This is a genomic window from Algoriphagus marincola DSM 16067 (assembly GCF_000429405.1).
GTDB lineage: Bacteria > Bacteroidota > Bacteroidia > Cytophagales > Cyclobacteriaceae > Algoriphagus > Algoriphagus marincola.
In genome coordinates this window covers 192,240-219,227 of the sequence record NZ_AUBU01000002.1, presented here as the reverse complement: position 1 = coordinate 219,227, position 26,988 = coordinate 192,240, and the positions used below count along the sequence as shown (strand labels likewise).

The 26,988-nt window shown below is 42.1% G+C and carries 24 protein-coding genes; 15 read left to right on the top strand and 9 right to left on the bottom strand.

Going from position 1 to position 26,988, the window contains the following annotated elements:
- Positions 1–62 precede the first annotated feature (62 nt).
- Positions 63–641: a TVP38/TMEM64 family protein gene (locus G457_RS0104080; RefSeq protein WP_162142686.1), complete on the top strand. Its 579-nt coding sequence runs from the start codon at positions 63–65 to the stop codon at positions 639–641.
- On the opposite strand, the gene porU2 is transcribed toward G457_RS0104080, so the two are convergent.
- Together porU2 and G457_RS0104070 are read right to left on the bottom strand one after the other, a co-directional pair.
- Entirely contained in the window at positions 638–5,656 is a 5,019-nt protein-coding gene (gene porU2, locus G457_RS0104075) for a putative type IX secretion system sortase PorU2 (RefSeq protein WP_051260697.1), read from the bottom strand. The two genes, G457_RS0104080 and porU2, sit on opposite strands and share 4 nt — an antisense overlap.
- Positions 5,644–6,741, bottom strand: coding sequence for a putative type IX sorting system protein PorV2 (locus G457_RS0104070; protein WP_446698886.1), 1,098 nt, complete (start codon positions 6,739–6,741; stop codon positions 5,644–5,646). The genes porU2 and G457_RS0104070 overlap by 13 nt, the downstream gene beginning before the upstream one ends.
- Positions 6,742–7,150: 409 nt before the next feature.
- Here G457_RS0104070 and G457_RS0104060 point away from each other — a divergent pair, with 409 nt between their 5' ends.
- From G457_RS0104060 to G457_RS0104020, 9 genes are all read left to right on the top strand, one after another.
- Entirely contained in the window at positions 7,151–7,480 is a 330-nt protein-coding gene (locus G457_RS0104060) for a PadR family transcriptional regulator (RefSeq protein ID WP_026945322.1), read from the top strand.
- A 139-nt stretch (positions 7,481–7,619) separates the two neighbouring features.
- Positions 7,620–9,590 carry a PspC domain-containing protein gene (locus G457_RS0104055; protein WP_026945321.1) on the top strand — a complete coding sequence of 657 codons (1,971 nt, stop codon included), beginning with the start codon at positions 7,620–7,622 and terminating at the stop codon, positions 9,588–9,590.
- A 62-nt stretch (positions 9,591–9,652) separates the two neighbouring features.
- Complete coding sequence (locus G457_RS0104050) at positions 9,653–11,053, top strand: MBL fold metallo-hydrolase RNA specificity domain-containing protein (protein ID WP_026945320.1); 1,401 nt, start codon at positions 9,653–9,655, stop codon at positions 11,051–11,053.
- 55 nt (positions 11,054–11,108) lie between these two features.
- Complete coding sequence (locus tag G457_RS0104045; protein ID WP_155847077.1) at positions 11,109–11,531, top strand: carboxypeptidase regulatory-like domain-containing protein; 423 nt, start codon at positions 11,109–11,111, stop codon at positions 11,529–11,531.
- Positions 11,532–11,732: 201 nt separating this feature from the next.
- Positions 11,733–12,302, top strand: a complete 570-nt coding sequence (locus G457_RS0104040) for an RNA polymerase sigma factor (protein WP_026945318.1) — start codon at positions 11,733–11,735, stop codon at positions 12,300–12,302.
- A complete protein-coding gene (locus tag G457_RS0104035; RefSeq protein WP_026945317.1) occupies positions 12,295–13,050 on the top strand; it encodes a hypothetical protein in 756 nt (251 codons plus the stop codon). The genes G457_RS0104040 and G457_RS0104035 overlap by 8 nt, the downstream gene beginning before the upstream one ends.
- A 30-nt stretch (positions 13,051–13,080) precedes the next feature.
- Positions 13,081–14,118 (top strand): porin family protein, encoded by a 1,038-nt coding sequence (locus tag G457_RS0104030; protein WP_026945316.1) that lies wholly within the window; start codon positions 13,081–13,083, stop codon positions 14,116–14,118.
- A 43-nt stretch (positions 14,119–14,161) separates the two neighbouring features.
- Positions 14,162–14,992, top strand: coding sequence for an outer membrane beta-barrel protein (locus tag G457_RS22170; protein WP_051260696.1), 831 nt, complete (start codon positions 14,162–14,164; stop codon positions 14,990–14,992).
- A gap of 107 nt (positions 14,993–15,099) precedes the next feature.
- A complete protein-coding gene (locus tag G457_RS0104020) occupies positions 15,100–16,029 on the top strand; it encodes a DUF4097 family beta strand repeat-containing protein (protein WP_035483104.1) in 930 nt (309 codons plus the stop codon).
- Between the two features lie 56 nt (positions 16,030–16,085).
- On the opposite strand, the gene G457_RS0104015 is transcribed toward G457_RS0104020, so the two are convergent.
- Together G457_RS0104015 and G457_RS0104010 are read right to left on the bottom strand one after the other, a co-directional pair.
- A complete protein-coding gene (locus G457_RS0104015; RefSeq protein ID WP_155847076.1) occupies positions 16,086–16,577 on the bottom strand; it encodes a hypothetical protein in 492 nt (163 codons plus the stop codon).
- A gap of 4 nt (positions 16,578–16,581) precedes the next feature.
- Positions 16,582–17,685, bottom strand: a complete 1,104-nt coding sequence (locus G457_RS0104010; protein WP_026945313.1) for a ferredoxin--NADP reductase — start codon at positions 17,683–17,685, stop codon at positions 16,582–16,584.
- Positions 17,686–17,885: 200 nt separating this feature from the next.
- On the opposite strand from G457_RS0104010, the gene purB reads away from it, so the two are divergent.
- Complete coding sequence (gene purB / locus G457_RS0104005; protein ID WP_026945312.1) at positions 17,886–19,229, top strand: adenylosuccinate lyase; 1,344 nt, start codon at positions 17,886–17,888, stop codon at positions 19,227–19,229.
- A gap of 51 nt (positions 19,230–19,280) precedes the next feature.
- Here purB and G457_RS0104000 read toward each other — a convergent pair whose 3' ends face one another.
- The 4 genes from G457_RS0104000 to G457_RS0103985 form a co-directional block, all read right to left on the bottom strand.
- Positions 19,281–19,793, bottom strand: a complete 513-nt coding sequence (locus G457_RS0104000; protein ID WP_026945311.1) for a UpxY family transcription antiterminator — start codon at positions 19,791–19,793, stop codon at positions 19,281–19,283.
- Positions 19,794–19,878: 85 nt separating this feature from the next.
- Positions 19,879–21,627 (bottom strand): ABC transporter ATP-binding protein, encoded by a 1,749-nt coding sequence (locus G457_RS0103995; protein ID WP_026945310.1) that lies wholly within the window; start codon positions 21,625–21,627, stop codon positions 19,879–19,881.
- A 100-nt stretch (positions 21,628–21,727) separates the two neighbouring features.
- Positions 21,728–22,123, bottom strand: a complete 396-nt coding sequence (locus tag G457_RS0103990; protein WP_026945309.1) for a DUF1573 domain-containing protein — start codon at positions 22,121–22,123, stop codon at positions 21,728–21,730.
- Between the two features lie 124 nt (positions 22,124–22,247).
- A complete protein-coding gene (locus tag G457_RS0103985) occupies positions 22,248–23,669 on the bottom strand; it encodes an ATP-dependent DNA helicase (RefSeq protein WP_026945308.1) in 1,422 nt (473 codons plus the stop codon).
- A gap of 15 nt (positions 23,670–23,684) precedes the next feature.
- On the opposite strand from G457_RS0103985, the gene G457_RS0103980 reads away from it, so the two are divergent.
- The 4 genes from G457_RS0103980 to coaD all read left to right on the top strand — a co-directional run bounded on the left by G457_RS0103980 (position 23,685) and on the right by coaD (position 26,234).
- Positions 23,685–24,194 (top strand): NUDIX domain-containing protein, encoded by a 510-nt coding sequence (locus G457_RS0103980; protein ID WP_026945307.1) that lies wholly within the window; start codon positions 23,685–23,687, stop codon positions 24,192–24,194.
- A gap of 52 nt (positions 24,195–24,246) precedes the next feature.
- Entirely contained in the window at positions 24,247–24,828 is a 582-nt protein-coding gene (locus G457_RS0103975) for a hypothetical protein (protein ID WP_026945306.1), read from the top strand.
- An 11-nt stretch (positions 24,829–24,839) separates the two neighbouring features.
- Positions 24,840–25,658 (top strand): DUF3822 family protein, encoded by an 819-nt coding sequence (locus tag G457_RS0103970; protein WP_026945305.1) that lies wholly within the window; start codon positions 24,840–24,842, stop codon positions 25,656–25,658.
- Between the two features lie 120 nt (positions 25,659–25,778).
- On the top strand, positions 25,779–26,234 hold the full coding sequence (coaD, locus tag G457_RS0103965) for a pantetheine-phosphate adenylyltransferase (RefSeq protein WP_026945304.1): 456 nt from the start codon (positions 25,779–25,781) through the stop codon (positions 26,232–26,234).
- On the opposite strand, the gene G457_RS0103960 is transcribed toward coaD, so the two are convergent.
- On the bottom strand, positions 26,227–26,901 hold the full coding sequence (locus tag G457_RS0103960) for an NUDIX hydrolase (protein WP_026945303.1): 675 nt from the start codon (positions 26,899–26,901) through the stop codon (positions 26,227–26,229). The two genes, coaD and G457_RS0103960, sit on opposite strands and share 8 nt — an antisense overlap.
- Positions 26,902–26,988 lie beyond the last annotated feature (87 nt).

Here is a 26,988-nt window from a genome sequence, read left to right as displayed (position 1 = left end):
CATTGGCGCTTCTTTCTTGGATTTGGGTGACTCTTGTACCTTTTTTGGGCAGCTTATGGGTGGTGTCAAATTATACGTTCTTTTCTGAAATCCCGATAAGCGGTTTTTCTTCCTTGAGCCTTTTTGCACTCACAGCAGCCCTTGCTATGGGACTAGCTTTGATCCCTACCACACTTACCTCCTTGCTAACCGGCTATTGGCTCGGATGGTTTGGTTTTCCGATTATGGTTTTGGCTTATTCCTTGGCCAATGTACTCGGCTATCTGCTTGGTCACTACCTTAATATAGATTTCAGAGATTTTGTTTTTCAAAAGTATCCAGATTTGGAATTAGCTTTTGAAAAACGAATGCAGCGAATCGGTTCTCTGATTTTCTTTGTCAGAATCAGCCCGGTAATACCTTTTGCAATTTCCAATTTCCTCTTTGCTTCGCTGAAGATCCCGCTCAAACAAGTACTGGTCTACGGTATCCCGGGAATGCTTCCCCGGACCTTGATGGCATTTCTTGCCGGAATTATCGCCAGTGATTTTTTGGAAGCCCGCGAAAACCTTCGAGAACCATGGCAAATTCTTTTGGTACTCGCCCTTTTGATTGCCAGTATCTGGGGGATATGGAGAAATTGGAAACTATCAAAGGCTTAGCGAAGCAGATACATTTTCCCATAGCCTTGCTTGAAGGCTCGATCTCCGGCAGAAGGCCGGTGTTCCATAAACTGGCCATTCTTTCTGATCAACACCCGGTAAATGTAAACTCCATTGGCTAGCTGATCTCCATATTCATCTCTTCCATCCCAGGCATATTCGGTGATATTATTTCCGATTCGGATCGGCCCTAATTCATCCTGTAGAATTTCTCTGACCACCCGTCCTGTGACAGTCATGATCTGAATCTTGATCTCATCGGGAATTTCTGTTCCTGTCAGCGTGAAAACAAACCTCACACTGGTACTGAAGGGGTTCGGATAAGGATAGAAGTTGGTAATCTGAGATTCATTGATTACTTCAAAATTAACCTGATATGGCTCCGGTGAATCTTCATTTTGAACTCGCAGCGTATATAAACCATCCTCTAATGGTCCGGGTTGGAAGGCCACGCGGAAGTCAGTATTCTCAGAAGCAGGCGTCCAAGTCAGATTTGGATTGGAGAAATTGATTCGTTCGAAATCGCAAGATTCGCACTCTCGCTTAAGGAAAATATCCAACCCAACGGTGTCCTTCTTCAGCAAAATAGCTTGATCATTTTTCAGGATGGCATTGATCATGACTGTAGGGGATACAATGTCTCCATCCATGATATAAACTCCGTCGAAATTCACATCCAGAATATCTTGGCTATCATCCCCTTCTACTTCAAAGTATACGCCTAAGTCCAGCTGATTATTTCGGAATGTCTGCTCGAGCTGTATCCTTGGATTGGCGAAAATCTCAATTTCATAGCTTCCGTTTTTCCCGACGGAATTAAACTCGATCGTCTCGCTGAGTCTCTCACCTGCTTTGAGAGCTGGGAATTTTTTGGAGAATCGCTCCACCTGCCTTGATTGACTATTGGTGATCTCCCAATTCACCTGAATAGAATCCAAAAAGTCATTTCTGGAAACATTCACAAATTCGTATTCCAAAATCCCAGTTTGTCCTTCGATCAATTTGACTGTTTCGGAGCGAGGCTTTACCATCAATGCTCCTTCCGGAACTCCAGTGTAATTCACCTGCCAAAAATTCAAGTCTGCCGGATCCGTGGATTCTGCATCTTGCATGCGATAACGAAGGCGGAGGTATGGATAAACTTCAGAATTGATAAATGAAAGGTCCAATTGCGAATCAGTCACTTCTGTAAGCAATACTTCTTCCTCTCCATTGGACTTGATACCGATGATATCAAAATTGGTTTCTTCTTCTTGGATCCAAGGTCTATCATTGATCTCCTGGACAAAGGCCTCCCAGTTTCTTGCAGGACCGATTTGAGGGGTAATAATCAATCCCTCGCTTATATATCCTGTCAATTCTGTTTTGAAACTCAATGTTTGCTGGCTTGAAGGAACCTCAAAGTCAGGGTTGCCGATAATCTCAAGTGCTTCACCAGGCTTCATCCCTTTCCGTCCATACAGAATGTAGGGGTCACCAGACTGTAAGTTCCGAAGAGTCACTTCACTGGCACCAAATTCCTTCAATCTTGCATAGGCTTGATCCGGCCAATCATCGAAATTGACACCTCCTACTGTAAAAATCACCACATAATCTCCCTCTTCTACATTTTCGGTAAAATCATCCAAAATGGTTCTTCCAGGCGCTACTATCCAAGCATTTCTAATGCTCTGAATTAACTGAGGCGGTCGACCACATGATCTCCCATCCAAAATATCAAATCCTGGCACCGGTACTGGAAGGTAAGGTTGCAAGGTTTTCTGCTGAAAAGTCACCAAGCCCAAAGATCCATTTGGACAAAGTCGACTATTAGCATTGTTGACATTGTCAATGATTTGTGGAACCTCATTTAAGAAAAATTGGGTATTTCTAAATGACAAACTATCTACTGCTGAACCCACCGTAAATACCTCAAAACCTAAATCCTGATCCAAGTACTTTAATCTTGAGGCATTTGAATTGACCTCTAGATTATTCAAAATATTCTCTCCAAACTGTGGTAATACCCGCTGAGTCCACCCCTCAGGACCATTATTGATGTAAGAAAATGAGGTAGTCGTCCAGGAATCAGTTTCACCTTGTCTTGGTTCCTGATATTTGGATCTCCAGAAATAAGTCACGGAATCAGGGCCCGTGAGTAATTCCACCGGCCAATTGAAAATTCCTTTAGTAGGAATTCGGATTTCTTTTCGATAGGCCGAATTGAAGCTTGCTGCAGTATCAAGTTGAACGATGACAATCCTTTCAGTTTCGTTTTTGCCCGGAATTTGACCTATCAACTCCGCATTAGTTGAGTTTTCGATGGCATAGGCTTTAGGACTTAAGTGCAAAGTCCCACTGAGCGAAATAAATTGAGAAATACGAATCTGATTATTCGTCAGGGACATTTCCTCCACTTCCTGCTTGCTATTGACGATCAGTTCAAAGAAATTTTCTCCAGCTGAATTCACCTCCACATTTGGGATGGTGAAAAAGAGCGTATCCAACCTTTTTGTTGCCGGAATCTGGATTTCAGGGTAATTGATTACCGTCCCATTTGCCAGCTGTCTGCTGACTTTGTAATGAATAGAGTCAGAACTTGTAATCCCGATATTTCGAAGCACAAATGTCAGCTTCAGGCTATCCGTCAGGGTAGTAATGGGTTCATTTTCAAAGGTCCCTATCCTTGCCTCAGATTCTTCCAAATAATAATCGGGCTTATCGGCAGGGAAAAGTCGAGTAGCCGGATCTCCCAGTAGAATCATCTGCTCCATGTGGGAATAATTCAGTGGATTGAGGCCATATCGATTGACAAAATTGCCTTCCGCAGTCCGCTTGATCTCACCTACAGTTCTGAATATCTTGGCACTGTCAGCAAAAGCCTCCAGATAGAATTGCTCGGAATATCTTCGGAGAAATACGTCTACGCCAATTGATGAATTAGCCAGAATACCAGAAGCTCCTTTATCAGCTGTCATGACCCAGTCTTCTCCCTGCGTATAGTTAGTTCCGAAAGCACTTCCGTAATCACAGCCATTGAAGAGCATGATGGGATATTTCCCTTTATTTTGATAATTAATGGTAGGATCTGATGCAAAACCGATATCAATATCCAATATCGTAGGAGAGCCATGTCCGAAGAAAGTCACCAAAGAGCGTCCTTCATTTAAATCTCCTGTAATGTCAATTACCTCTACCACATTATTGGATCGCTTCCGGTAAGTGGTCACATTACCTCCTAAGAAATCAGATTCGGCGATAGCCTTAAATCCATTAAGGAAGCTGAAATATCGATCCAACTCAAACTCTGAAACCCCTCCTCCTAAATGGATGAGCTCTTTTTGCCAAGGTTCCGAAAGACCCAACTCATCCTTTTCAACAGCTTTATTTAAATAGATTTCAAGTTCCTGAGCATTCTTTGCTGGTATTCTTCCGATTGCTATCGCAGGCACGTTGGGGTTTTGGGGATCCAAATCGACCACGTACTCATTATCTGAAAAAGGATAACCTGCAACTGGCACTAAACTTTGGAAAGGGAAAGCTGAAGGCCTATTTCGGTAGAAGTAAGTCACACCTGCCTCCCGAGCAGTTGAATAGATTGCAAGCGCCCTACCTGCTAGTAGCACATGAGAAGGTCTATGTGCGGGATAATATTCTTTCAAAAAATTATACAGGGCTACAGGGCTTTCTTCACCATAGGCATATTGATTATACATCTCCTCCATGAGTAGCGTGAGAGTATCGTAGCTGCCCCCTGTAGAAGATGCCCGGTGAGATGCATAAGCCTCCAATACATTTTCGAATTCCGTACCTGCTTTCTGCAACTCTCGATGACCAACCAAAAGATAGTTGGCACTTTGAGATAAATAATCTCTGAATCTCACACGCTCCAGCCTATCGATAGTCTGTATTTCGGAAAGGTTCTGGATTTTGATTTTACTTGCCTCAGTAGCTACTCCAGACTGTAGAACAAATAGACTTCCATTTTGGGTAATATTGAGAAACTCCGGATTACTAGGATCAGTGATTTCAAATGCCCGATACGCTGCTGCATCGCCGGGTAAAGAAATCCTAGACTCAGAAGCAGGGACGGAAATCTCCTCAGACAAAAAGTCAACCGATGGCTTGGACTTTTGATAATAAATCTGAGCGTAGGTGATCGAGATATTATCTGCAGATTCAGGACCTTGAGGGCTCACAGAGATTACTATATTTCCGTTTGGGTCAAAATCCAAGAATTGTAGCGGAACTTCTAGCTCAAGCGATGAAAAACCTTCAAAAATAGCTTCCTGAAGTACTCGCTGTGTTCCGGCATTTCGACCAGCTCCAATTCTCACCAAATGAGGATTTCCTGACCGACCAGTTAGACCAATCACCAATCTAGGATTTCCTCCATTGACTACCTGGCCTAAATTTTCAAAGGTAATATTCCGAACAGCACCCTTGGTAATTACGGTACTCATCCAGCCCTCTCCATTGTCATAACTAGATAGCCGGAATCCCAAGGTATAGCTTGCACCCAATGAAAATTGATCTCCAAAAACAACTTTACGACTACTCTCAAAGCTGGTGATTTCAGGAATACTGCCCGATACATCCGCTCTTTCAAGCATTCGTTTTCCAGTTCCTTCAGACTTGACGGTCAGGAAAAACGCCGTACTATCTGAGTGTAAATTAAAGTAGGGATTGGCTGGAAACTTATCTCGATAAAGCAGAGAATCTAGCGTAGCATCATTTCTCAAACCGTAAAACTCTATAAAATCACCACTTCCCAATTGCCCGTCTGCTTCACCCTCTACGAAAATGGCTACTTCTTTCCCCCGATGATACAAGCTCAGCTTTCTGGGGTCTAGAGAATTGAGGTTCAATCCTGCTGCTTCCAAAGACTCAGCTGGGATTTGGTGGACACCGTCTTTGGCTGTTTTAATCTTGTAATAGTCCTGCCCATAATTATACCATCGGGCTATCTGAGCCTGTGAGGATCCTACAGCAAAAAGGACCAAAGCAATTATCAATATGCGTTTCAGTAAGCCCATCCTTTATACTTTCTATCTTCCTCTTTAAGATTTTCCAATGAAACTTTCACACTAAAAATATGTGAATAAGGTGTCTCTGAAATATTTCCAATATCCGAAAGTGCATAATCGATTTGGAAGCGCTGATTGATATTAAATCCCAAACCTGCACTAGGAAGGAAATTTAAACTTTCATTACCCTGAAAATCCTTGATGTACTGAAAATTACTCACTCCTGTACGCAGGAAAGCCACCTGCTTAAAACTCAGCTCCAAGCCAAGCCTTGGGTCAATACTCAGCAGAGAAGTAGAAATTAGCGTGTTTCTATTTCCATCAAAGGTCATATCTAGGTCAAGTGCTGAGACCAGACCAAATGTTTCTCCAAGCTGCCAGTAATAGCTGATGCTACTGATAGCCCTTGGCAAGGTGAGTTCCACGGAGTTGAGAGGCACTTCGTTATCTGTATCTGCGTAGATATCTCTTACCATCTCAGCATTATGAGCCCAAGCATTGAAGGTGGTGGTGATATCGCGCAGCATAAGGCCAACAGTCAGTTTATCCTTGTGATACATAGCTCCGATATCCAATCCGAAACCCCAAGCAGAGGCAAATTTTCCCACATTTCGGTGAATCACTTTGGCATTTGCCCCGACTTTGATTCGATCTGAAATCGCCCGAGAATACGTGAGCAAGAGCGCGTAGTCGGCTGCATTGAAAAACTGAATATTGTTGTAATTCAATGCACCGTTGGCATCATATAAAAACCTAGTATCAGGAATATCATCAACTCCAAAGCGGATTAAAGAAACAGCAATTTGACTTTGATCCTTGATCGGTGTGGTAAATGCCAAGTAATCGTATTGAGCTATCCCCGCAAAATATTCAGCATGCATCAAGGTAGCCTCATAGCGATTTTTAGTGCCAAAAAGCCCAGCGGGATTCCAGTAGGAGGCCGTTACATCCCTTACGGCCGAAACCTGCGCTCCTCCCATTCCCAAAGCCCTAGCTCCTACCCCAATATTCAAGAACTCATTGGAATATTTTGGAGTAAGATCCTGTGCCTTCAAGGAGAACCCTGTTCCTAGAAGAGTGATGAGTGTAAAAATCCTTAGATAAAAGGCCTTCGATTGATTCACAAGGCCAAAATAACCAAATTCTTGTTAGATGGATTAATCTCAGAAATATTCGATGGAGAAGCATAAAAAAAATGTACGAGACCGAACACTTTTTTGTACGGTTCTCTACATTTTTTTATACACAAAAAGTCCAAGGGCAGGGCGCTCATATTTTTTTCAAAATCTTTCAAATCCTACAAAAACCTCTTTTAAACACCCCAAATAGGGATTTTTATATGGTTTTCAATTCGAAACTCCCTACTTCATGCCTAGAATTAGGCATTACAAGGTAGCTTGGAAAAGATTGGTATCATTTTTCATTAAATATCAGCAAGGCAAAAATCTTTTCAGTGAATAGAAGAGAATATTTTGGCTGAAAAAGACTATCACCACTATCGACATGAATATAGCCAACACACAAATTCAAATGAGAAAGGGACTACTAGAACTCTGTGTCCTTCATATCATTTCGCGCGATGAAGTTTATACCTCTGATCTTATAGAGGAACTAACTCAAGCGCAAATGATCGTAGTCGAAGGCACATTGTACCCTCTTCTCAATCGTCTCAAAGCTGCGGAGCTGGTCAAATACCGCTGGGTAGAATCTGAATCTGGGCCTCCGAGAAAGTACTATTCTATTACAGAAGAGGGCAAAGAATTTCTCTCTACCCTACAAGAAACCTGGCAATCCATCTTGGATTCCACCCAAATGATCACCCGAAAAAAGTAATCCAAGACCAAAGCAGAAGTAGTCGAAAAAAGAAAAAATCATGAAATCGAGCATTACTCAAAAAATACTAGGGCCAAAGCCCTTATCGATTGAAAATCCCATGCGAGATTCCATGTGACCTCTTAAAAAAATCACACACATGAAAAAGACCATAAGTATCAACATAAGCGGAATTTTATTCCACATCGAAGAAGATGGCTACGATACCCTTCGAAAATATCTCGATGCGATCAATAGACATTTCTCCTCTTACTCCGATAATCAGGAAATCATTTCTGATATCGAAAACAGAATTGCGGAGATTTTTCTCAGCAATCTCAAAAACAACAAGCAGGTAATCACAGCAGAAAACGTAGACAACCTCATCAAGAAAATGGGGACTATTGCAGATTTCGTCTCCGTAGAACAAGGAGAAGAAGAAGCTGCTCCGGAGAAAGAAGAAACTACGCAAGAGGACTTCTATAAATACGTGACTCCTCCAGGAGATGAGAAGCAGGGGTATAAAAAACTCATGCGATCCGAACCCAAGAAAATTCTTGGAGGTGTATGCGCCGGAATCGCTAACTACTTCAGGATTGACCCGCTTTGGATTCGTTTGATTGCTCTTCTATTGCTCTTCAGCGGTCAGTTTAATAGCATATTCGAAGGCCCTGGGTTTTGGATTTTTGATGAGGTAAGATTTAAATTCTCATTTGGCTTCTTCACCCTGGTAGCCTACATCGTGATGTGGATCATCCTTCCAGTTAGCTATGATTATGAAGAAGATAAGTCGATCAAAAAGCTATACAGAAATCCTGACGACAAGGCCTTAGGAGGCGTAGCGAGTGGCTTAGCTGCTTATTTCGGAGTCGAAGTACTTTGGGTCAGATTGGCCTTCGTATTCCTTACCATAGCCGGTGGTTCCGGAGTATTGATTTACCTGATCTTGTGGATTATCACGCCGGTGGCCCTTTCCATCACTGAGCGAATCAAAATGAAAGGTGGGGAAATCACCTTGGATAATATTGATTCGACGCTAAAGGAAAACATGAACCCTATTCCTCCTCAGCCAGAATCTTCTGCAAAGAGAATTCTGATGGCACCGTTCCGGGTTTTGGGACAAGTAATTGAGGCAATAGGAAAAGCCTTAGGACCTTTGGGTAAATTTCTATTGGTAGTCTTTCGGGTCATATTTGGGATGATCGTCTTCTTTATTGGACTATCATTGACCATTTCACCTTTGATCGTACTAGCCTTCTTCTTTGAGTATCTCAACCCAAATGATTATGTCATGACGACAGGGGAAGTTCCTTTTGAGCTATTCACCGGAATTGTACCTAGTTGGCTAGCCATTAGTTCATCCTTCTTGATGATTATACCTGGTGTCATCTTTATGCTTCTTGGACTGAGTGTGCTGATTCGCAAGAATCTGGTTGCTAATCGATTCGGATTGATCGCATTTGCTCTTTGGCTCCTATGCTTGGGGATAGCTTTATTCCAAGTCCCAAGAATAGTCAGTCAGTTCAAAAACGAAAATCGATATCAAGAAACTGAAACTATTTCCGCAACCGGTAGGACGATGGTATTGACCTTGGATAATCAAGCCGAAGATCCAGATTTTAATGAGGTCAGCCTTAAGCTGATCGGAACTCCCGATTCCTTAGTAATGCTAGAGAAGGAGTTTTTCTCCAGAGGAAAAACAAAGGCTGAATCATTGGAAAACGCAAAACTATTGTCTTACAACATCAGCATACAAGATTCTGTAGTGACTTTCCCTCCTGGATATGATTACAGCGCCATTGAGATCTTTAGAGGTCAGCGCGTCAGTCTCACCATGTCAATCCCTTATGAAAAACCATTCATTATGGATCGATCTCTTCTGGAAATTCTCCGAAATACTATCTATAGAAATGGGTATAGAAATCGAGACGTACAGGAAGGAAATACTTGGGCCTTCAATGAGGCTGGCTTAGTTTGCCTTACCTGTGAAATTCCAGAAGTCAGTGATGAAGTGGATTATGAAGAGGAGGAAGATGCCGAAAACGAGGATCAAAATGAAAGTACGAGCAGAGAGACCTTAGACAGCCTTTCGAGGGCTAAATACCTGCAGCGACTCGATACTCTTGACTAAAAAAAGAGGGACATTCCTAACCGAGTGTCCCTTTTTTTGTAACTTCTCCAAAAAAAGATCAGATGAACATCAGCGCAAAATTTTTAGGAGGAGCAGGTTCAGTGACCGGTTCAAAATATTTGATTGATACAGGTGATTTTGAGTTTTTGGTGGATTGTGGGTTGTTTCAGGGAAGAAGAGAACTCAGAGAGCGAAACTGGGACAAATTCCCCATGCCTCTCGACCAAATGGAGGCAGTCATCCTTACTCATGCACACTTAGATCATATCGGATACCTTCCTCGTCTGGTAAAGCAAGGCTTCAATGGTCCGATTTATTGCACCGAAGCCACCGCAGAATTAGCCAAAATTCTACTGTTGGACTCTGGAAAGCTCCAGGAAGAAGAAGCTGAATATGCAAGAAAAAAAGGCTACTCTAGACATGACAACCCACAGCCACTTTACACAGCAGAAGATGCAGAGGCTGTATTTCCACTTTTCGTCACACAGGATTTCGAAAAGCCCTTTTCCATTCACCCCAAGATTACCGTCACCTATTATCATGCAGGTCATATTCTAGGTGCAGCCATTGTCAAAGTATTGATTGAAGGAGATACCCAAAAAAAGCGACTGGTTTTCTCTGGTGACTTGGGTAGGTTCCATGATCCGATTTTGTACCCTCCTACCCTTATCCCTAAAGCTGATATTCTCTGGATCGAGTCAACTTATGGAGATAGAATTGCAACAAAATCACGCCCAGGAGAAGAATTGGCAGCTGCAATTACGGACACTTTTGACAGAGGAGGTTTGGTGATCATCCCTTCTTTTGCCGTTGGCCGTACGCAACTGGTGATGTATCATATTTTTCAACTGATGCAAAAGGGAAAAATACCTAAAGTCCCTGTTTTTGTTGACTCCCCTATGGGTATCAATGCGACAGAGCTTTACATGAAGTTTCGAAATGATCATCAACTGAGTGCTGTACTTGAAGAGGAAGATGCTCATCCTTTTGATCATCCACAGCTCAAATACTATCGAAAACAAGAAGACTCAAAGTCATTGAATGAATTCAGAGGGAACGCGATCATTATTTCCGCCTCAGGGATGGCGACAGGTGGCCGGGTACTTCATCATCTATACCATCACCTTCCAAATCCAAAGAATGGGGTCATTTTCGTTGGTTTTCAGGCAGAAGGGACACGGGGTAGACGGCTTCTTGAGGGCGAAAAATTTATTACCATTTACGGAAATCAAGTGCCAAATGAAGCCAAAATCTATCAAATAGACGGATTGTCTGCACATGCTGACCAGGAAGAATTAATGGAATGGGCTGAAGGCTTTACCGAAAGTCCTAAAATAACTTTTATCGTTCATGGAGAAGGAAAAAACTCCGAGGAATTGGCACATAAGTTGGACTTCGAACTAGGCTGGAGAACGATTATTCCAAATTACCTAGAGTCCGTTCTGCTTTTTGAAAATATTTAAGCCTACAAACATGTCTTCGAAAATTATCTTAGCGCTTCTTCTAATTCCCATTCTTATGACAAATTCCTGCAAGCCTCCACTTTCTGACGGTCAGGGAATACAGGGGAAAGTCACTTGGCTCGAGGGAAATCAAATGCCTATGATAAGCGAAGACGGGAAATCCTCTGAAGTCAATCCTAAAGGAGTACCGGCAGAGCGAATGCTACTGATTTATCCTTTGACTAACCTATCCGATGCGGCGAGGGAAAGAGCTTTATTCAGTAGAGTAAAAGGTGAGCCGATTGATTCTGTCCGGTCCGATGCAGATGGTAAGTACAGCATTCAGTTAGCTCCTGGAACTTACTCCATTTTTGTGAAAGAGGAAGAAGGTTTGTTCGCCAATATGTTTGATGGAAATGGAAGTATACAACCTGTTGTCGTCAAAAAGGCCGAGTGGACTACGTTGGATATCATCATCAATTACAAAGCATTCTTCTAAATGCTTAACCTTCCAAGGCAAAACTTTAGTGGAATTCAGCATTTCATGCTTAGCAAAAGTATGGCGTAAATGCCATGCTAATTCAAACACCATATTTTATGCACTGATTTTCAGTTATTTAAATATTTTTTTAACTTTTTTTCACGCTGCATGCAACCAATTTTTCAAAAGTGACATCTACCTCATTGAAAGCCACCAAGAATGTTATTTAAAACCAACTATTCTTCAGACGAAAAGCTAATCAAGGGATGCCTCAAAGGAGACCGTTCGGCTCAGCGGGCATTGTACGATAGCTATTCAGGCAAATTTCTGGCGATATGCCTTCGCTACCTGAAGAATAGAGAGCATGCAGAGGACGTAATGATCGAAAGCTTCATGAAAATATTCGAAAAACTACCTCAGTACGAGGGAAAAGGCAGCTTCGAAGGCTGGATGAAGCGAATCGTCGTCACTCAGTCCCTCATGACTTTGAGAAGTAATCGCCATCTCATGATGGAAGTACATGTGGAAGAAGATCATCAATATGAGCACTTCCACTACGAAAGCACAGATCTCGAAGCAGAGGATTTAATGGACATGGTAGAAAGCCTACCTGTTGGATACCGGACAGTCTTCAACCTCTATGCAATTGAAGGCTATGCACATCAGGAAATTGCAGATCTATTGGGAATCAGTGAAAGCACTTCGAAATCCCAACTGAACCGTGCAAGGAATGTATTGAAAGAAAAAATCGCCAGTCAACAACTCATAAAAAAGAGAATCAATGGCTAAGAATAAAGAAAACTTGGATACGATTTTTCGGGAAAACCTGGAGAATCACGAAGTCAAACCCAGTCGATTGGCTTGGGAGAGACTTGAAAACCAGTTGCCTAAGCAAGAAAAGAAATCAGCCCCTTTTGTATGGTGGGCAGTAGCTGCAGCAGTGGCCTTATTACTTGCCGTCGGTAGTCTCCTTCGCAGTACCGACAGTCCAATTGAAGAACAAAATCTTCTTTCGGAGGAAATCACCGAGCCGAACTCTGAGGAAACTCCACCGGTAACTATCACTGAAACAGAAGAACCTCAGAAAACTGATGAAAAGGAATCAAGTATTGAAATCATTCAGGAAGAAGGATCGCCAAGAAATGAGCCAAAACCACCTGTGAAAAAAGAATTCCAGACTCCGCAAAACCTGATTGCGCAAGCGGAGACGGAAATCGAAGAACCAAAAGTCCGAGAGGAATTACCTGAAATCAGAATCAACAAAGAAGTAGAACTACCAAGTGTACCAACTGCAAAAATCAACCAAAGTCTATTGATCGCTGAAGCAAAACCTGTAGAAGAACCGGCATATCGAGTAACCATCATATCCGATGGAATCAAAGAAGATAAAAACCTGATCGCTGATATCGGTCGAAAAGTCAATCAAGTAGAGGGTCTTTTGGGGAAAGTCGATGAAGGCTTTGCAAATCTACAGGATGCCAAAAACAACTTGTTTACGGCGCTGGTGACTCGAAAAGAAAAAGTAACTGAAGAATAAAAAAACCACCACCTATTTATTTATACAAAAATGAAAAAGTACCTGCTATTATTCTGCCTGATGGCCCTTGTGCAAACTGCTTTTGCATACAATAGCTTGCCATCCAATGATCACCTAATCAACAAAGACTCTGTGATAGTCGAATTCGGAAAATCCGGTAAAGTCGTGATTATCGTCGAAAATAAGGAAGATTTTGAACGACTTAAATCGATGGATATCAATGAGATAATCAGATCCCTGGGTCTTGAAGAAGATGAAGAGACTGGCGAATTGACTATCGTAGAAATCCGTAAGAAAGATGGATCAACCAAAGAAGTGGTGAAAGTACGAGAAGATGGACTGGAGACCGAAGTGCAAATCGGAGGTATGCGCGTCTACGTAGATGAAACCGGCGCCAATACCAAAGTCAAAATCGAAACCAACCGGTCCAAAAAGGAAGAACCCGCTTTTCGAACCTTCTTTAATGTGGATCTGGGCGTCACCAATTACCTCGACGCAGATGGACAATTTCCAACTTCAGACAATCCCTACGCAGTCAAAGGTTGGGGAAGCTGGAATGTGGGACTGAACTGGATGGCTGCCCAGCGTATTTCCAAAGGATTTTACTGGAATTTCGGTGTAGGCTTTCAGTTCTACAACTTCAAGTTTGAAAATCGAGACTTCCAAGCAGTACGAGGAGACGACATGATTGAGTTTACTCAGCGTACAGATGTAGACGGATTTAAGAGCAAAATCTCAGCTTCTTACCTTACTGCCATGACCATGCTGGAGTTGGATTTTGGGAAAATGAATGATAATGGTAGAAGAGGACTTCGAATCGCAGCAGGACCTTACGTAGGTTACAGATTGGGAGGTCAATCTAAATTTGTCTACCGTGAACTTGGAGGCTCAGGACGTAAAAAAGACAAGCAAAATACCGGCTTATACCTTAACAATTTGCGTTATGGCGTCCGGGGAGAAATCGGAGTAGGACGATTTACTTTCTTCTCCACTTATGACCTCAACAATCTTTTCCAGGACGGAAAAGGACCTGAATTGAATCCGATTACATTTGGCATCGTATTCTAAACCATTCATTCTAAGCTTTTTACCAACTATCAATACAAAACCAATGAGAAAACTACCACTATTTATCCTAGCTCTTGTGATTTTTGCTTCGGGAACTTTTGCACAATCACAGGATACCACCAAAAAAGTGGAAAAGACTTTAGACTACACCATCATGGGCAAAAGCTGGACTGTCACCAAATACGCAGATGGCACCAAGCTCATAGAATGGGAAGAGGATAACCAGCTTGACAATGATTCCGAAAAGTACATCCGAAAGTCTACCAATAAGTTTTATTACAACTTTCTGGAAAGTGAAATAGGTCTCAGCATGTACCCAAATGATAAGGGCGCACCGCAGGTGAAACCTTGGGGAAGTTGGTATGTATCACTTCACTCCGTAGGTACTTGGAAGGCCAGTAAAAACTTCCATCTTCGATCTACACTCGGTGTGAATTGGTACAACTTTAAATTTGAGGATCGAGGTACTATCGCAGTGAGAAATCCTGATGGGCTTGACTTTGTCAACTTTGAAGATTTACCAAACGGTCCTGAAGGTGTACCTACCAAATCGAAAATTTCTGCTTCCTATGCCACGTTGACCCTAGTACCTACTTTTAGAACCAATGATGGCAATTTCAGAATTGGTGCTGGTGGCTATGCTGGATTTAGACTGGGAGGTAGAGGTAAATATGTCTATGACGACTTGGATGGTGATAAGCAAAAGGTCTTTACCAAATCCAACATGTATGTTGAAAACTTCCGTTACGGCCTCCGAGGAGAAGTAGGTGTCGGCGATGTGACCTTTTTCTTCAATTATGATTTGAATGACTTGTTTCAGCCGGGCTTAGGACCTGAATTGCAAGCGATTAGTTTTGGACTTCGAGTAGATTAAAACCAATAACACACTATGAAATCGAGTATATCGGAGTTAACACACTTCGAAATAATTGTAAACCATACAAGATTCCATGTGACCTTTGAAAAACAAATTAAAAACACATGAATAATATTTTGAAAACTTTCAACCTCTATTTTGCACTACTTCTGATCGGAAGTAGTGCTTTTGCACAAAATGTCCTTGTGGACGTCAACAAATCCTATTCAAATATCGAAAAACTCGAAATTGAGGGAGGTTGGCTTGAAGTGACTTACGAAGGAGGCTTCGGAGACGAAGTTCAGGTAGAAGCATATCTAGAGTCCAATGATGAAGATCAGGACATCGTATTTGTCACGCTAGGTAATGTATTGAAAATCAAGTATGAGCGCGGAAGTCGCAACTTAAGCTGGGGAAACTCCAAAAACAATGGATACATCCGGATCAAAGGTCCCGAATCCATTCAATTGGACGTTCAAAACAGCTCAGGAAGTGCCAGAATCAGCCGGGTTAATTCCGAGACGACTCGTCTCAAAGTAACTTCTGGTAGAATCATCGCAGAAGATATTCAGGGGGATTTAATTATCGGTGGAACCTCAGGTAATTTAATAGCTTCGATCATTGGTGGTGATGTAACTGCATCCTTGACTTCAGGTCGAGGGGAAATCTCACAAGTAGACGGAGATGTTTCTTACAAATCCACCAGTGGTTCATTAAACGCTTCTGATATCAGAGGAGAAATCAACGTGCAGTTTACCTCTGGGAGAGCAGAACTAGAAAATATCGGTGCACTCGGTGCCTTGAAATTTACATCTGGATCGATGCGAGCTGAAAATGCCGGGCTTGGCCCAAATACCAGTTTTTCAGGTTCTTCAGGAAACTTCCGAATTCAAACCAATTCGAACCTGGAAAACTTCAATTTTGATCTGAGCGCATCTTCCGGTAACCTACGAGTAGGAAACTCTAGGGGTAATAAAAGTCTAGAACTGGATAATGGGGCTGCCTCATGGGTCAAAGGTAAGATCACTTCAGGAAGCATTTCCATTGAAAACTAAACCAACTATTTAATCACAAAAAAGCCCTTTTTGACTATCAAAAAGGGCTTTTTCATTTATGGTCTTGAAATCAAACGGGCAATTTCGGCCTCTTCCTTACTGAGTTTCAGTAGCCGCTTCATCCGGTCAGGTGTGACTTTAGCTAAAGAGAAAAATACAAGTGCCAATGCAAACATGATCACAAACCAGGCACTTTGAAAAAACAGTAAACCTAGTGCACTGATCAAGGATATTAAAAACAGAAAACCAACGCGCTTTTGAGAAGCACGAAGATACTGCATCACTTTTCCTTCAAAAACATTTTCTGATTTAGCTCTTTTCAATTCGTCCCGGAAAATAAAAAATTGGCCAATCAACAAGCCGTATCCAGAACCAATCATTAAGCCCCTGAAGAAATCTGGAATTTGAGGTAGATCCCAGTCTAAATTACCAGAAGTATAATAGAGGTATACAATTCCGAATATAGGCAGAGCAACCAACATCAATATCAGCGAGATTACCTCCTGCTTTCGGTAGCTCTTTTTAAGCTTTTCTATATCTAATTCCAAAACTCTATTCGATTGTGATTTTAATGTCGTCACTCACTGCACGAGATGAACAACATAAAATATATCCTTCTTCGATCTCTTTTGGACTTAGACCTGCATCCTCGTCCATTTTCACCTGACCAGAGGTAATTCTACCACGACAAGCAGTACAAAGCCCACTTTGGCAGCTATATGGCATATCCAAACCAGCCTCCAAACCAGCTTCTAAGATGGTTTTATCCGGAGCTACACTTACAAGATGATCTTCCCCTTCCAAAGTAATTTTCACATCCCGTGTCAAAACTCCCGCAGCAATCCCGGCTTTTGCATCTGCCTTGGCTTGCTCTGCAGCTGCTGAGAAAAAGCTTTCTGTATGGACACGCTCATCAGGTACTCCGCTTTCGTTGAGGACATTTTGAGCAGTGCTCATGATTCCCTCCGGTCCGCAGAGAAAATAGATTTCTTCATACCGCTGCTCATATTCGGCATTAGCGACAAGTTCTTTGAATTTGTCTTGATTCAATCGGCCATGAGTTCCTGTCCACTCGGATGAAGGTTGACTAAGAACATGCTCTATCCTTAGGCGATCAGGGTTGGTCTTTTCCAATTTTTCGAGTTGATCCTTGAAAATGATCATTTCCTCATTTCGGCTGCAATAAATTAATGTCGCAATGGACTTGGGTTCATTGACCAAAACAGATTTTAATATCCCCATGATAGGCGTAATCCCACTTCCACCCGCTACCAGAATAAAGTGCCGCTGAAGTGAGCTGTGGAAATCAACCGTGAAATTTCCCAAAGGAGGTAGAACGTTGATAGTTTTACCCGGAAAAACCTTCTCATTGAGATAGTTGGAAAAAAGACCTCCGGCTACCTTTTTGACCGAAATCCCAGGAAAAGGATCGACAAAAGGAGATGTACAAAGGCTGTAAGAGCGTCTATGCTCCTTACCCTCAAAGTCCATAACCAAAGTCAAAAACTGACCGGGTTTGTACTCCAAGAAAGGTTCTGGCTGCTCAAAATATATACTTACAGTATCTGGCGTTTCCCTGACTACTTCCCTCACTTTTAGAGGTAAGAAATTTGACTTCTTCGCTTCAGGTTTCTTCTTCTTGAATAAATTAAACATTCCTACAGGGATATATTCGGGTGCAAAATTAATGAGGCAACTGACAATACAGAGCTTATGCCTGATTTTTCAATAGTCAAACCATAATTTCTTTCGCTTAGTTTGCTCTGATCGATAATTATTCTTCTATCAGGGCATATTTTCAGGCAATGCCGTAAATTGCAGCTCAAATTGGAAAGTACATCATCACCAATCTAATCATGGAATTCAATCCCCTGACCGCCATCAGTCCGGTAGATGGCAGATATGCCGGCAAAACCGAAGCTTTAAAAGCCTATTTTTCTGAATTTGCTTTGATCAAATATAGAGTTCATGTAGAGGTGGAATATTTCATCGCCCTTTGCGAACTCCCCCTTCCTCAATTGGCAGATTTTGACACGGATCTTTTTGCAGCTCTACGAAATATTGTCAAAAATTTCTCCCTTGAGGATGCAGAAGAGATCAAGGAAACTGAAAAGGTCACTAATCATGATGTAAAGGCAGTTGAATATTTCCTGAAGAAAAAATTTGATGAGCTTGGACAAGAGCCTTTTAAAGAGTTCATCCACTTTGGGCTTACCTCCCAAGACATTAATAATACAGCTACTCCACTCATGTTGAAAGAGGGAGTGGAGAAAGTAATCTTGCCTACGCTTGATAGTGTATTGAACAAACTGAGAGAACAAGCTAAATCTTGGGAATCCATTCCCATGCTGGCCAAAACCCATGGTCAGCCAGCTTCCCCTACTCGACTCGGAAAAGAGTTTCAGGTTTTTATCACTCGAATTGAGCAGCAACTTGAGCAACTCCAAGCAGTCCCCTATTCATCGAAATTTGGTGGCGCTACAGGTAATATGAATGCGCATTTGGTTGCCTATCCCCATTTGCCATGGAATGACTTTGCAAAGCATTTTGTAGAAAAATATTTAGGCCTTTCCCGCTCATTTCCCACTACTCAGATAGAGCACTATGATAATCTTGCTGCTCTTTTCGATGCAATGAAACGCATCAACACAATCTTATTGGACCTTTCGAAAGATGTCTGGCAATATGTGGCGATGAATTATTTCAAGCAGAAAATCAAGGCTGGAGAAGTAGGCTCCTCTGCTATGCCTCACAAGGTAAATCCGATTGATTTTGAAAATGCGGAAGGAAACCTCGGTATTGCCAACGCACTTTTGGAGCATCTCTCAGCAAAACTTCCCATTTCGAGATTGCAGCGGGACCTGACAGACAGCACCGTCCTTCGGGTCATTGGAGTGCCATTAGGCCATATGCTTATCGCTCTGGAGTCTCTAAAAAAAGGACTAGGAAAATTAGAGCTTAACAGAGCCGCGATCGATTCGGATTTACAAGAAAACTGGGCAGTAGTTGCTGAAGCCATACAGACTATTCTACGACGCGAGGGTTACCCAAAACCATATGAAGCACTGAAGGATCTTACAAGAACAAATGAAAAAATCACCCAAGATTCCATCGCCAAATTCATCGAGGGTTTAGCCGTTTCAGATAAGATCAAGCAGGAATTGAAGCAGATTTCACCCTTCAATTACACCGGTCTTTAACGTAAAAAAGGAATGCATGAGCATTCCTTTTTTGTTTTGGATAAATTTAATTTAGGATGCTTTGGAGGGAAGCACCTGTAGATATTTACGATGGAGATTAATCAACATATTCTGGTAAATACCCGGGATTCTGATTACGAAATAATCTTTATTTCCCTTTTCGATACATTCCCCAACCATATTTTGAAGTGGGCCTCCGATTACCTCCACTTGCTCGCCGGGCTCGATTTCAGTACCGTCAGTTTCAACAGCTACTCCCGTTTCTACTACCCGTTTGATTTTATCCAAATCCTCTTCCCGAACCGTAGCATGCTGACCTGAAAAGTGGACGAATTTCACTGCACCAGGCTCTTGGAGACATTCCCAAAGCTGGTTTCGTTGGGTTTTGACAAATACATAACCATTAAAAAGTGGACGTTCTACTTTTTTCTTCCTATCGGACCATTGACGAAGTTCTGTCACCAAAGGAAGATAAACGTCCCATCCCTTCTCTCTCAGTCTTTTCGCTACCTTTTTTTCCGAACGCGAAGCCGTGTACATCACGTACCATTGAAGTTCACTCATTTCTAAAATTTATTTGGGAGATCAAATTTACAAAATACCTTCTTGCAAATCGAATGCATTGGCTTTGACTATGATCAAAATGAAATCAAATCCTAGCCTGATAAGTATACAGCTGATAATATCGCCCTTCTAGCGCTATTAATTCATCATGTTTGCCGCGCTCCACGATCTCGCCCTGCTCGATAACCAAAATCTGATCTGCCTGTCGAATCGTACTTAATCGGTGAGCAATCACAAAGGTGGTACGCCCTTTCATCAATTCCTTCAAACTGGCTTGGATGAGCGTTTCTGACTCCGTATCCAGATTCGAAGTAGCTTCATCCAAGATGAGAATTTTCGGATCAGCCAAAATCGCCCTTGCAATAGCAATTCGTTGGCGCTGACCGCCAGAAAGCTTGACTCCTCGCTCACCAATCAAGGTGTCCAGCCCCTCTTCAAATCGATCGGTGAACTCCTGAACATGAGCAGCGTACACTGCTTGTTGAAGTTGGTCTTCTGTGGCGTCCGGCCTTGGAAAAAGGATATTTTCGCGGATAGTACCTTCAAAGAGAAAATCATCCTGGAGCACTACACCCAAGCGGGACCGATAGGATTCCAAGGTCACTTCACCCAAGTCATTTCCATCCAATGAAATCTTTCCAGAATCAGGATTCAGAAAACTAGCTGCCAAACCGGCGATTGTAGTCTTTCCAGAGCCCGAAGTTCCGACGAGTGCAGTGACTGATCCTGCAGGAGCTTCGAAACTGATTTCTTTCACCACTTCTTTTCCTTCCTCGTATGAGAATGAAACCTTATCGAAAAGGACATCTCCTTTAAAATCATGGAGTTCGATTTTCCGCTTTTTATCATCCGATTCCAGTGGAGCATTCATGATTTCCTCCGTTCTATCCAAGCCGGCGAATGCTTCTGTGAGTTGAGAGCCAATATTGGACATTTGAACGATGGGTGCAATCATGAATCCCAAGTAGAGCGTAAAGGCTAAGAAATCTCCAAAGGTCATTTGACCTTCCATAATCATCCAGCCACCAATCCCCATGATGCCGGCAGATGCTAACCCCAAGAGCAAAGTCCCAGCTGAAGTAACAAATGATGTCGCAGTAAGACTTGATTTTACATTCTGAAAAAGCTCATCCACTCCTTTTTGGAATGTTTTGATTTCCTGCTCTTCTGCATTGAAGCCTTTGATCACACGGATCCCCCCTAGTGTTTCAGTAAGCCTTCCGGTGACTTGGGCATTGATTTTTCCCCGCTCTCTGAAAATTGGGCGGATTTTACTGAAAGCTTTCAAAGAAACAACTCCAAAGACAATCACCGGAACGAGAACATACAAGGTCATCATCGGTGAAATGCTGATTAATAAAATCAAGGAAATCACCGCGGTCAAAATTCCACCTATCATCTGTGCAAACCCAGTCCCCACCAAGTTGCGGACACCTTCCACATCACTCATAATCCGAGACACCAATTCCCCGGTTTTGGTATTGTCAAAAAACCGAATGGGAAGCTTGATGATATGACTTTGGACTTGGGAACGAAGCTTGGCGATGAGGTTTTGTGCCTCTACCGATAGGATCTGTGTCAGAGCATAGGATGTGACCGATTGAATCACAATGGCTGCAACCACTGCAATTATCAGCCATTTCAAAAGCTGTAGATCATTGGAGGGGATGACATCATCTACCAAGTACTTACTCGCACCTGGAAGAACTAACCCTGCTAATCGACTGATTACAATTAAAAATAATCCAAGCAGTAGGTGCTTTCGACGGGGCCAGACGATGGTAGCAAATACTTTTTGGATACTGACCCGCTTTTCTTTTGGTTTCTGTTTCATGATGTAGACAGGCAATTAATAAAGAATTTGTGGATTTGGTTCCCAGATAATAAAAAAGCCCGTCAAAATGACGGGCTTGAATTCTTATTAATTGAAAATCTTATTTGGTCTTGGGCAACACATTAGAAATCAGTGAAACCTTTTCAATAGGCTCTGAAGCATTGGAATAAATCCTCACGACAGAGTTCTGCTTTCCCATTTTCCCAGCTGAATTAAAGGAAACTTGAATCTCAGCTGATGCCCCGGGAGCGACGGGCTCTTTTGGCCAGCTAGGTACTGTACATCCACAAGTAGCGGCTACATTTGAGATTACCAATGGAGACTCACCAGTATTGGTCAATTCGAATGTGTGAGAAACTTTCTGACCTTGTACGATGTCGCCAAAATCAACAGACTTTTCCTTGAAGGTAATCACTGCGCCAGATTCACTTTGTGCATTGACTTGGATCACAAATAAGAAGGCAAATAAGCCAAGTAACAAACCGAATTTTTTCATATCTCTCATTATTTAATTATTCAAATATTCAACTTTTCAATAATAACTCAAAATCCAGACCAGTATAAGATCTGAGGGGTATTTTAACTTTTTCTAACAGCCAGACATGCCCTTTTGTCAGCTTTTAGAAAAATTGCGGAGCAAAGTTCAGCAGGTAGAGTTCCTCCTTCGCACGGGTCACAGCAGTATATAGCCAGCGTATGAAATCACGATCAACCTGACCATCCGGTAAATATCCTTGATCCACAAATACCGCCTCCCACTGACCACCTTGGGCCTTATGACAGGTCAAAGCATAAGCAAACTTCACCTGAAGTGCATTTAAATACGGGTCTTTTCTGATCAATTCCGCTCGCTCAGCTTTACTTGCGACATCCGCATAGTCCTCCGAAACCTGATCGTAGAGCTTCCGGTATTCTTCACGCGTCAATGCTGGTGCAGCGGAATACAGTGTGTCTAGTAGCACCTTTGCTTCGAAATGAGGCTCATCCGGGTAATCCAAAAGCCTTAGCTCCAAAGTCGCAAATCGAAACCCATACAACTCCTCAAAACTTCTGATCTTCATAATTTCGGCCATGTCACCATTTGCCAAAAAATTCACCCGGTCTGAATCAGCCATGTAAGTGTAGTTGTTTTTGACTATCATCAGCAAGTCCCCCGTATCAATTTCATTTTCATAGAAAAAAATCATGCGCCTAATGTATTGATTGTACTGCACCGCATTTTTATTGGACCGGGTTACAATCACGGTGTTTTCTCTTCCAAATTTGTCATATCCATAGCGCAGTCCATCTTCAAGCCGCTCACCCGTCATTTTGAAAATATCTTTAAACCCGCCTGTTTTTAATTTGATTTGGGGGTCTTTTTCACCCAAAAGCTGCCTTAATCCCGTTGCATTAAATAAAATACCGGATTCTTGGCGCTGACGCATCACCTCAGTCAACTCAATTTGGGAGGCATTCAGCCGAAATTGCCTTTGCAAATATCCAGACTCCAATGCAGGACTGTATTCACTTCCCACCGGAGGTAGCTGTGCCGTATCCCCGACAAGAAGAAGTCGATTATTTTCCCCACTAAAAACAAAGCGAATCAGGTCCCCTAAAAGCGTTCCCGACATACCGCCATCGTCAGATAGCATGGAAGACTCATCGACAATAAATACCGTGTCCTTGAAGTAATTTTTCTGAAGAATAAAACCAAAGCCCAAACCCGACACTTCCTCTTTCGGCTTATAGATAATCTTGTGGATAGTAAAGGCAGATCGAGAACTATACCCAGCCATAACTTTGGCAGCCCTACCGGTAGGAGCAAGCAAAAGCGACTTCATTTTGAGTCGCGGAAGCACTTTGACCAGTGCAGAGACGAGCGTGGTCTTTCCAGTTCCGGCGTAGCCTCTTAGGATGAAGGTGGGCTTTTCCTCAGTCTCCTCTAGCAGAAATTCATCCATCCCAAGAAAAAACCGCTCCTGCCCCTCTGTTGGTTCAAAGGGAAAATATTTTCTGATAAAACCCGACGGTCTCTGACCTAGCTGAGTATCTTTACCCATAAGAGACGAAGGTAAATGAGAGAAGACAAAATAGGGCAAGAAATCGAATCGAAATTTGGAAATAAACTTCGAACGCGGGTAAACGGTGTATTGATCCGCGATGATAAAATCCTGATGGTCAGACATAAAATGAGTGATCAAAGGAATTTTTGGTCAGTACCTGGAGGTGGGATGGACTTTGGATCGGATGCACCCAGCAATTTGAAGCGGGAGTTTATGGAGGAAACCGGATTGGAAATCGAAGTTGGCAAATTCCTGTGTGTGCATGAATTTTTGAAGCCCCCTTTACACGCTATAGAATTGTTTTTCGAAGTAGAAATGAACGGCGGAAAGCTGCATTTAGGAATAGATCCCGAGCTCGAAAGCCAGAATCAAATCTTGAGCGAAATAGCATGGATGAGCTTAAAAGATCTTAAAAACGTATCTCAGGATTCTATTCATCAGGTATTTTGGGGAATAAAATCATTCCGAGAGATAGGATTGTGGAAAGGATATTTTAATTTTGGAAATAAATACCTAAAATAGCACGGCAAAAAAGAACCATCAACCTTACCCAGATTTTAAAACTCAAATCAAAATGAATCTAACCAAAGTCTTATCCTTCGTATTTCTTTTGGGTGCACTAGCACTTGGCTATTTCCTATGGAAAGGCGTAGATGATGTCGTAGAAGCAGAGAAAAGAATTGCTCTAATTGAAGGTGCTGTCATCGAAAAGCTTCAGATGCTTAGAGATGCACAACTTGCTTACGAAGCTTCCAATGGAAAATATGCTTCCACATGGGACAGTCTTAAAACCTTTATCCAAGAAGGCGAAATCTGGTTGATTCAGCGTACAGAAACAACCAAGCTACTTGACTACGGAAAAGAAGAGACAACTGTCACTTTCGATACGTTGGGTTCTGTTCCTGTGATTGACTCCTTATTCAATGAGCGTAAATTCCCTGACTTCGACCTTGATAGATTAGCAGTAGTCCCTGGTTCAGGTGGAAAGCAGTTTGAGTTTTTCGCAGATAAAATCGAGCGAAATAACTACATGATCAACGTTTTCGAAATTAGAGACCCTGCTCCTATCAACCCAGAAAGAAGATTGAACAACAACGAGAAGGCTCTTCGTGTAGGATCCAGAACAGATGCCTCGACTGAAGGTAACTGGAAATAATCCAAGCGAAATTGGAAACCACTCTAAAAGTATTTAAAAGTGATAAGTTTGATGCGGGTGATACCGCAAGCTTATCACTTTTTTTATACCCCAGCTTTTTAGCAATTTTTGCAAAGGATCAGAATCAAGCCAATATTGGTATTCATTTTTATCCAAAATTTGATTGGGGCTCTCTGGAAAAACTCATCATATCAGATCCATTGTTAAAAATCGATGTGCCAGCAAGGGTCTATCTTCATCAATCCGGATTCAGCTTGGTTCCTGGGGTTTTGTATTCGAGCGAAAATGACAGAACCTACCTTGAATATGTACAGGAACTTCCTGAAAAGTCTCATTTTTTCCACACATCACTGGACAGCAATAATGTTCAGATCGTTTCATTCATAGAAGAAAAGCTTAAGCGAAGCCTTCAGGCCCGGTTTACTGAAATTTCCTTTTATCATGGTTCCTGTTCTTTTCTGTCTTATCTCTTCAAAGAACGGTTCAATCTGATCGGGCAAGAAATACTTGTTAATCTTTTGGATGGTAAAATGTATCTAGCGGCCTTTACCGATCAAGAGCTTACTACCTTCAATATGTTTGAGATATCAAAGAAGGAAGACCTGCTCAAATATGTACAGATTCTGATCAAGCAATTGAATTTTAATCCAAAGCACGTTCGGGTTACAATCTACGGAGTGCCTTCTAAGTCCGAAATCACAGAAGAATGGGCTCAAGAGTATTTCCATAATGTGCGGATTTTAACCCCTCATGCCAATCAGAATTACTCTCACGGATTCAAAAAAATAAAGGATTTGGGTCTGTTTGAGGTATATTGGCAATATCAATGAGGATGATCCATCCGTTTGGATAAAAAACACTCTTTTATAAGAAAGAAACACCCTTAAGATTTATTGAAAGTCTCAAAGGCTATTTGAGCAAAGAACATAACTTTTGCGAACGACAAACCCATGAAAAAAACAGCTATTTTCCCCGGATCTTTTGACCCCTACACCAAAGGACACCATGACATCGTCATGCGAAGCTTGGATATTTTTGATGAGGTGATAATTGGCATTGGGTATAATTCGACCAAGAAAAATCGCTATTTTGATATCGACCTGATGGTTAAAAAAATAGAGTCAGTGTACGAAGGCATGGATTCAGTGAAAGTAATTGTCTACAATGAGCTTACTTCAACACTCGCCAAAAAGCATGGAGCTAATTTTCTGATTCGGGGACTTCGTAATACCACCGACTTTGAATATGAAAATACCATTTCTCAAATGAACCGCTATCTCAACGAAGACTTGGAGACAGTTTTCCTGATTACCTCCCCGCAGTACGCCGCTATCAGCTCCACCGTCATTCGGGAAGTGCATCGCTATGGAGGAGATGTGAGCGAGTTTTTGCCTTATTCTATTTAAAATTTCCCTTCAGCATTTGCTTGAAAAGCCAGCGCATGGATGGATAGGAATTGATCAAAGCTACTTTAGCCTCCTCGATTCCAAACCATCGAATATCATCAATTCCCTCCTCCAATTGTGGAGTCATTTGACTATCATCTGTACAGGACATCGTATACCAGTAGGTCTTTTTTAGGATGCTTTTTCGGTTTTGGGTGTAGGTATGCCAAGTGTTACAGATAGGACTTCCCATCTTGACCTTTATCCCACATTCTTCCTCCACTTCACGAAGTGCGCATTGCTCAGGAGTTTCGCCCTTATCGAATTTACCTTTTGGAAAATCCCACTTTCCCAATCGATGGATCAGAAGTACTTTTTTGTCTTTTAAGACTATCCCCCCAGCAGCTCTGATCGTGTAGAAGCGACTTTTGATAAAGCTCTTAAGATCCCCCTTAGTCTGGGAGACCAAAGTAATGGAGTCTAATTCTCTCAGCTTCCGGGTCCTTAATTGGTACAAAATTCGAATCACTAAATCAACCGAGGGGTCTTTGAACAAAATATCGTCCTGCCAGAGCTTGATTGGGGGTAATTCCTGAGAGTCAGAAAATACTCCCTCGAATTTTTCAGGATTGACTAATTGCTTGTAGCTGATTATATCCAGCGGTTTGTCATTAATAAAAATCCGCATAAAAGCACGGCTGGGTTTAATGGTTATTTTTGAATGGAGGTACGCTTAGGGTTCTACCATTTCTTTGAGATTTAAAAATGCAGATTT

What these genes read in the sequence shown, in the direction of transcription:
- porU2 (WP_051260697.1), bottom strand. Translation starts at nt 5,656, where the DNA reads ATGGGCTTACTGAAACGCATATTGATAATTGCTTTGGTCCTTTTTGCT.
- G457_RS0104060 (WP_026945322.1), top strand. Translation starts at nt 7,151, where the DNA reads ATGAATATAGCCAACACACAAATTCAAATGAGAAAGGGACTACTAGAA.
- G457_RS0104055 (WP_026945321.1), top strand. Translation starts at nt 7,620, where the DNA reads ATGAAAAAGACCATAAGTATCAACATAAGCGGAATTTTATTCCACATC.
- G457_RS0104050 (WP_026945320.1), top strand. Translation starts at nt 9,653, where the DNA reads ATGAACATCAGCGCAAAATTTTTAGGAGGAGCAGGTTCAGTGACCGGT.
- G457_RS0104045 (WP_155847077.1), top strand. Translation starts at nt 11,109, where the DNA reads ATGACAAATTCCTGCAAGCCTCCACTTTCTGACGGTCAGGGAATACAG.
- G457_RS0104040 (WP_026945318.1), top strand. Translation starts at nt 11,733, where the DNA reads ATGTTATTTAAAACCAACTATTCTTCAGACGAAAAGCTAATCAAGGGA.
- G457_RS0104035 (WP_026945317.1), top strand. Translation starts at nt 12,295, where the DNA reads ATGGCTAAGAATAAAGAAAACTTGGATACGATTTTTCGGGAAAACCTG.
- G457_RS0104030 (WP_026945316.1), top strand. Translation starts at nt 13,081, where the DNA reads ATGAAAAAGTACCTGCTATTATTCTGCCTGATGGCCCTTGTGCAAACT.
- G457_RS22170 (WP_051260696.1), top strand. Translation starts at nt 14,162, where the DNA reads ATGAGAAAACTACCACTATTTATCCTAGCTCTTGTGATTTTTGCTTCG.
- G457_RS0104020 (WP_035483104.1), top strand. Translation starts at nt 15,100, where the DNA reads ATGAATAATATTTTGAAAACTTTCAACCTCTATTTTGCACTACTTCTG.
- G457_RS0104010 (WP_026945313.1), bottom strand. Translation starts at nt 17,685, where the DNA reads ATGTTTAATTTATTCAAGAAGAAGAAACCTGAAGCGAAGAAGTCAAAT.
- purB (WP_026945312.1), top strand. Translation starts at nt 17,886, where the DNA reads ATGGAATTCAATCCCCTGACCGCCATCAGTCCGGTAGATGGCAGATAT.
- G457_RS0104000 (WP_026945311.1), bottom strand. Translation starts at nt 19,793, where the DNA reads ATGAGTGAACTTCAATGGTACGTGATGTACACGGCTTCGCGTTCGGAA.
- G457_RS0103995 (WP_026945310.1), bottom strand. Translation starts at nt 21,627, where the DNA reads ATGAAACAGAAACCAAAAGAAAAGCGGGTCAGTATCCAAAAAGTATTT.
- G457_RS0103990 (WP_026945309.1), bottom strand. Translation starts at nt 22,123, where the DNA reads ATGAAAAAATTCGGTTTGTTACTTGGCTTATTTGCCTTCTTATTTGTG.
- G457_RS0103985 (WP_026945308.1), bottom strand. Translation starts at nt 23,669, where the DNA reads ATGGGTAAAGATACTCAGCTAGGTCAGAGACCGTCGGGTTTTATCAGA.
- G457_RS0103980 (WP_026945307.1), top strand. Translation starts at nt 23,685, where the DNA reads ATGAGAGAAGACAAAATAGGGCAAGAAATCGAATCGAAATTTGGAAAT.
- G457_RS0103975 (WP_026945306.1), top strand. Translation starts at nt 24,247, where the DNA reads ATGAATCTAACCAAAGTCTTATCCTTCGTATTTCTTTTGGGTGCACTA.
- coaD (WP_026945304.1), top strand. Translation starts at nt 25,779, where the DNA reads ATGAAAAAAACAGCTATTTTCCCCGGATCTTTTGACCCCTACACCAAA.
- G457_RS0103960 (WP_026945303.1), bottom strand. Translation starts at nt 26,901, where the DNA reads ATGCGGATTTTTATTAATGACAAACCGCTGGATATAATCAGCTACAAG.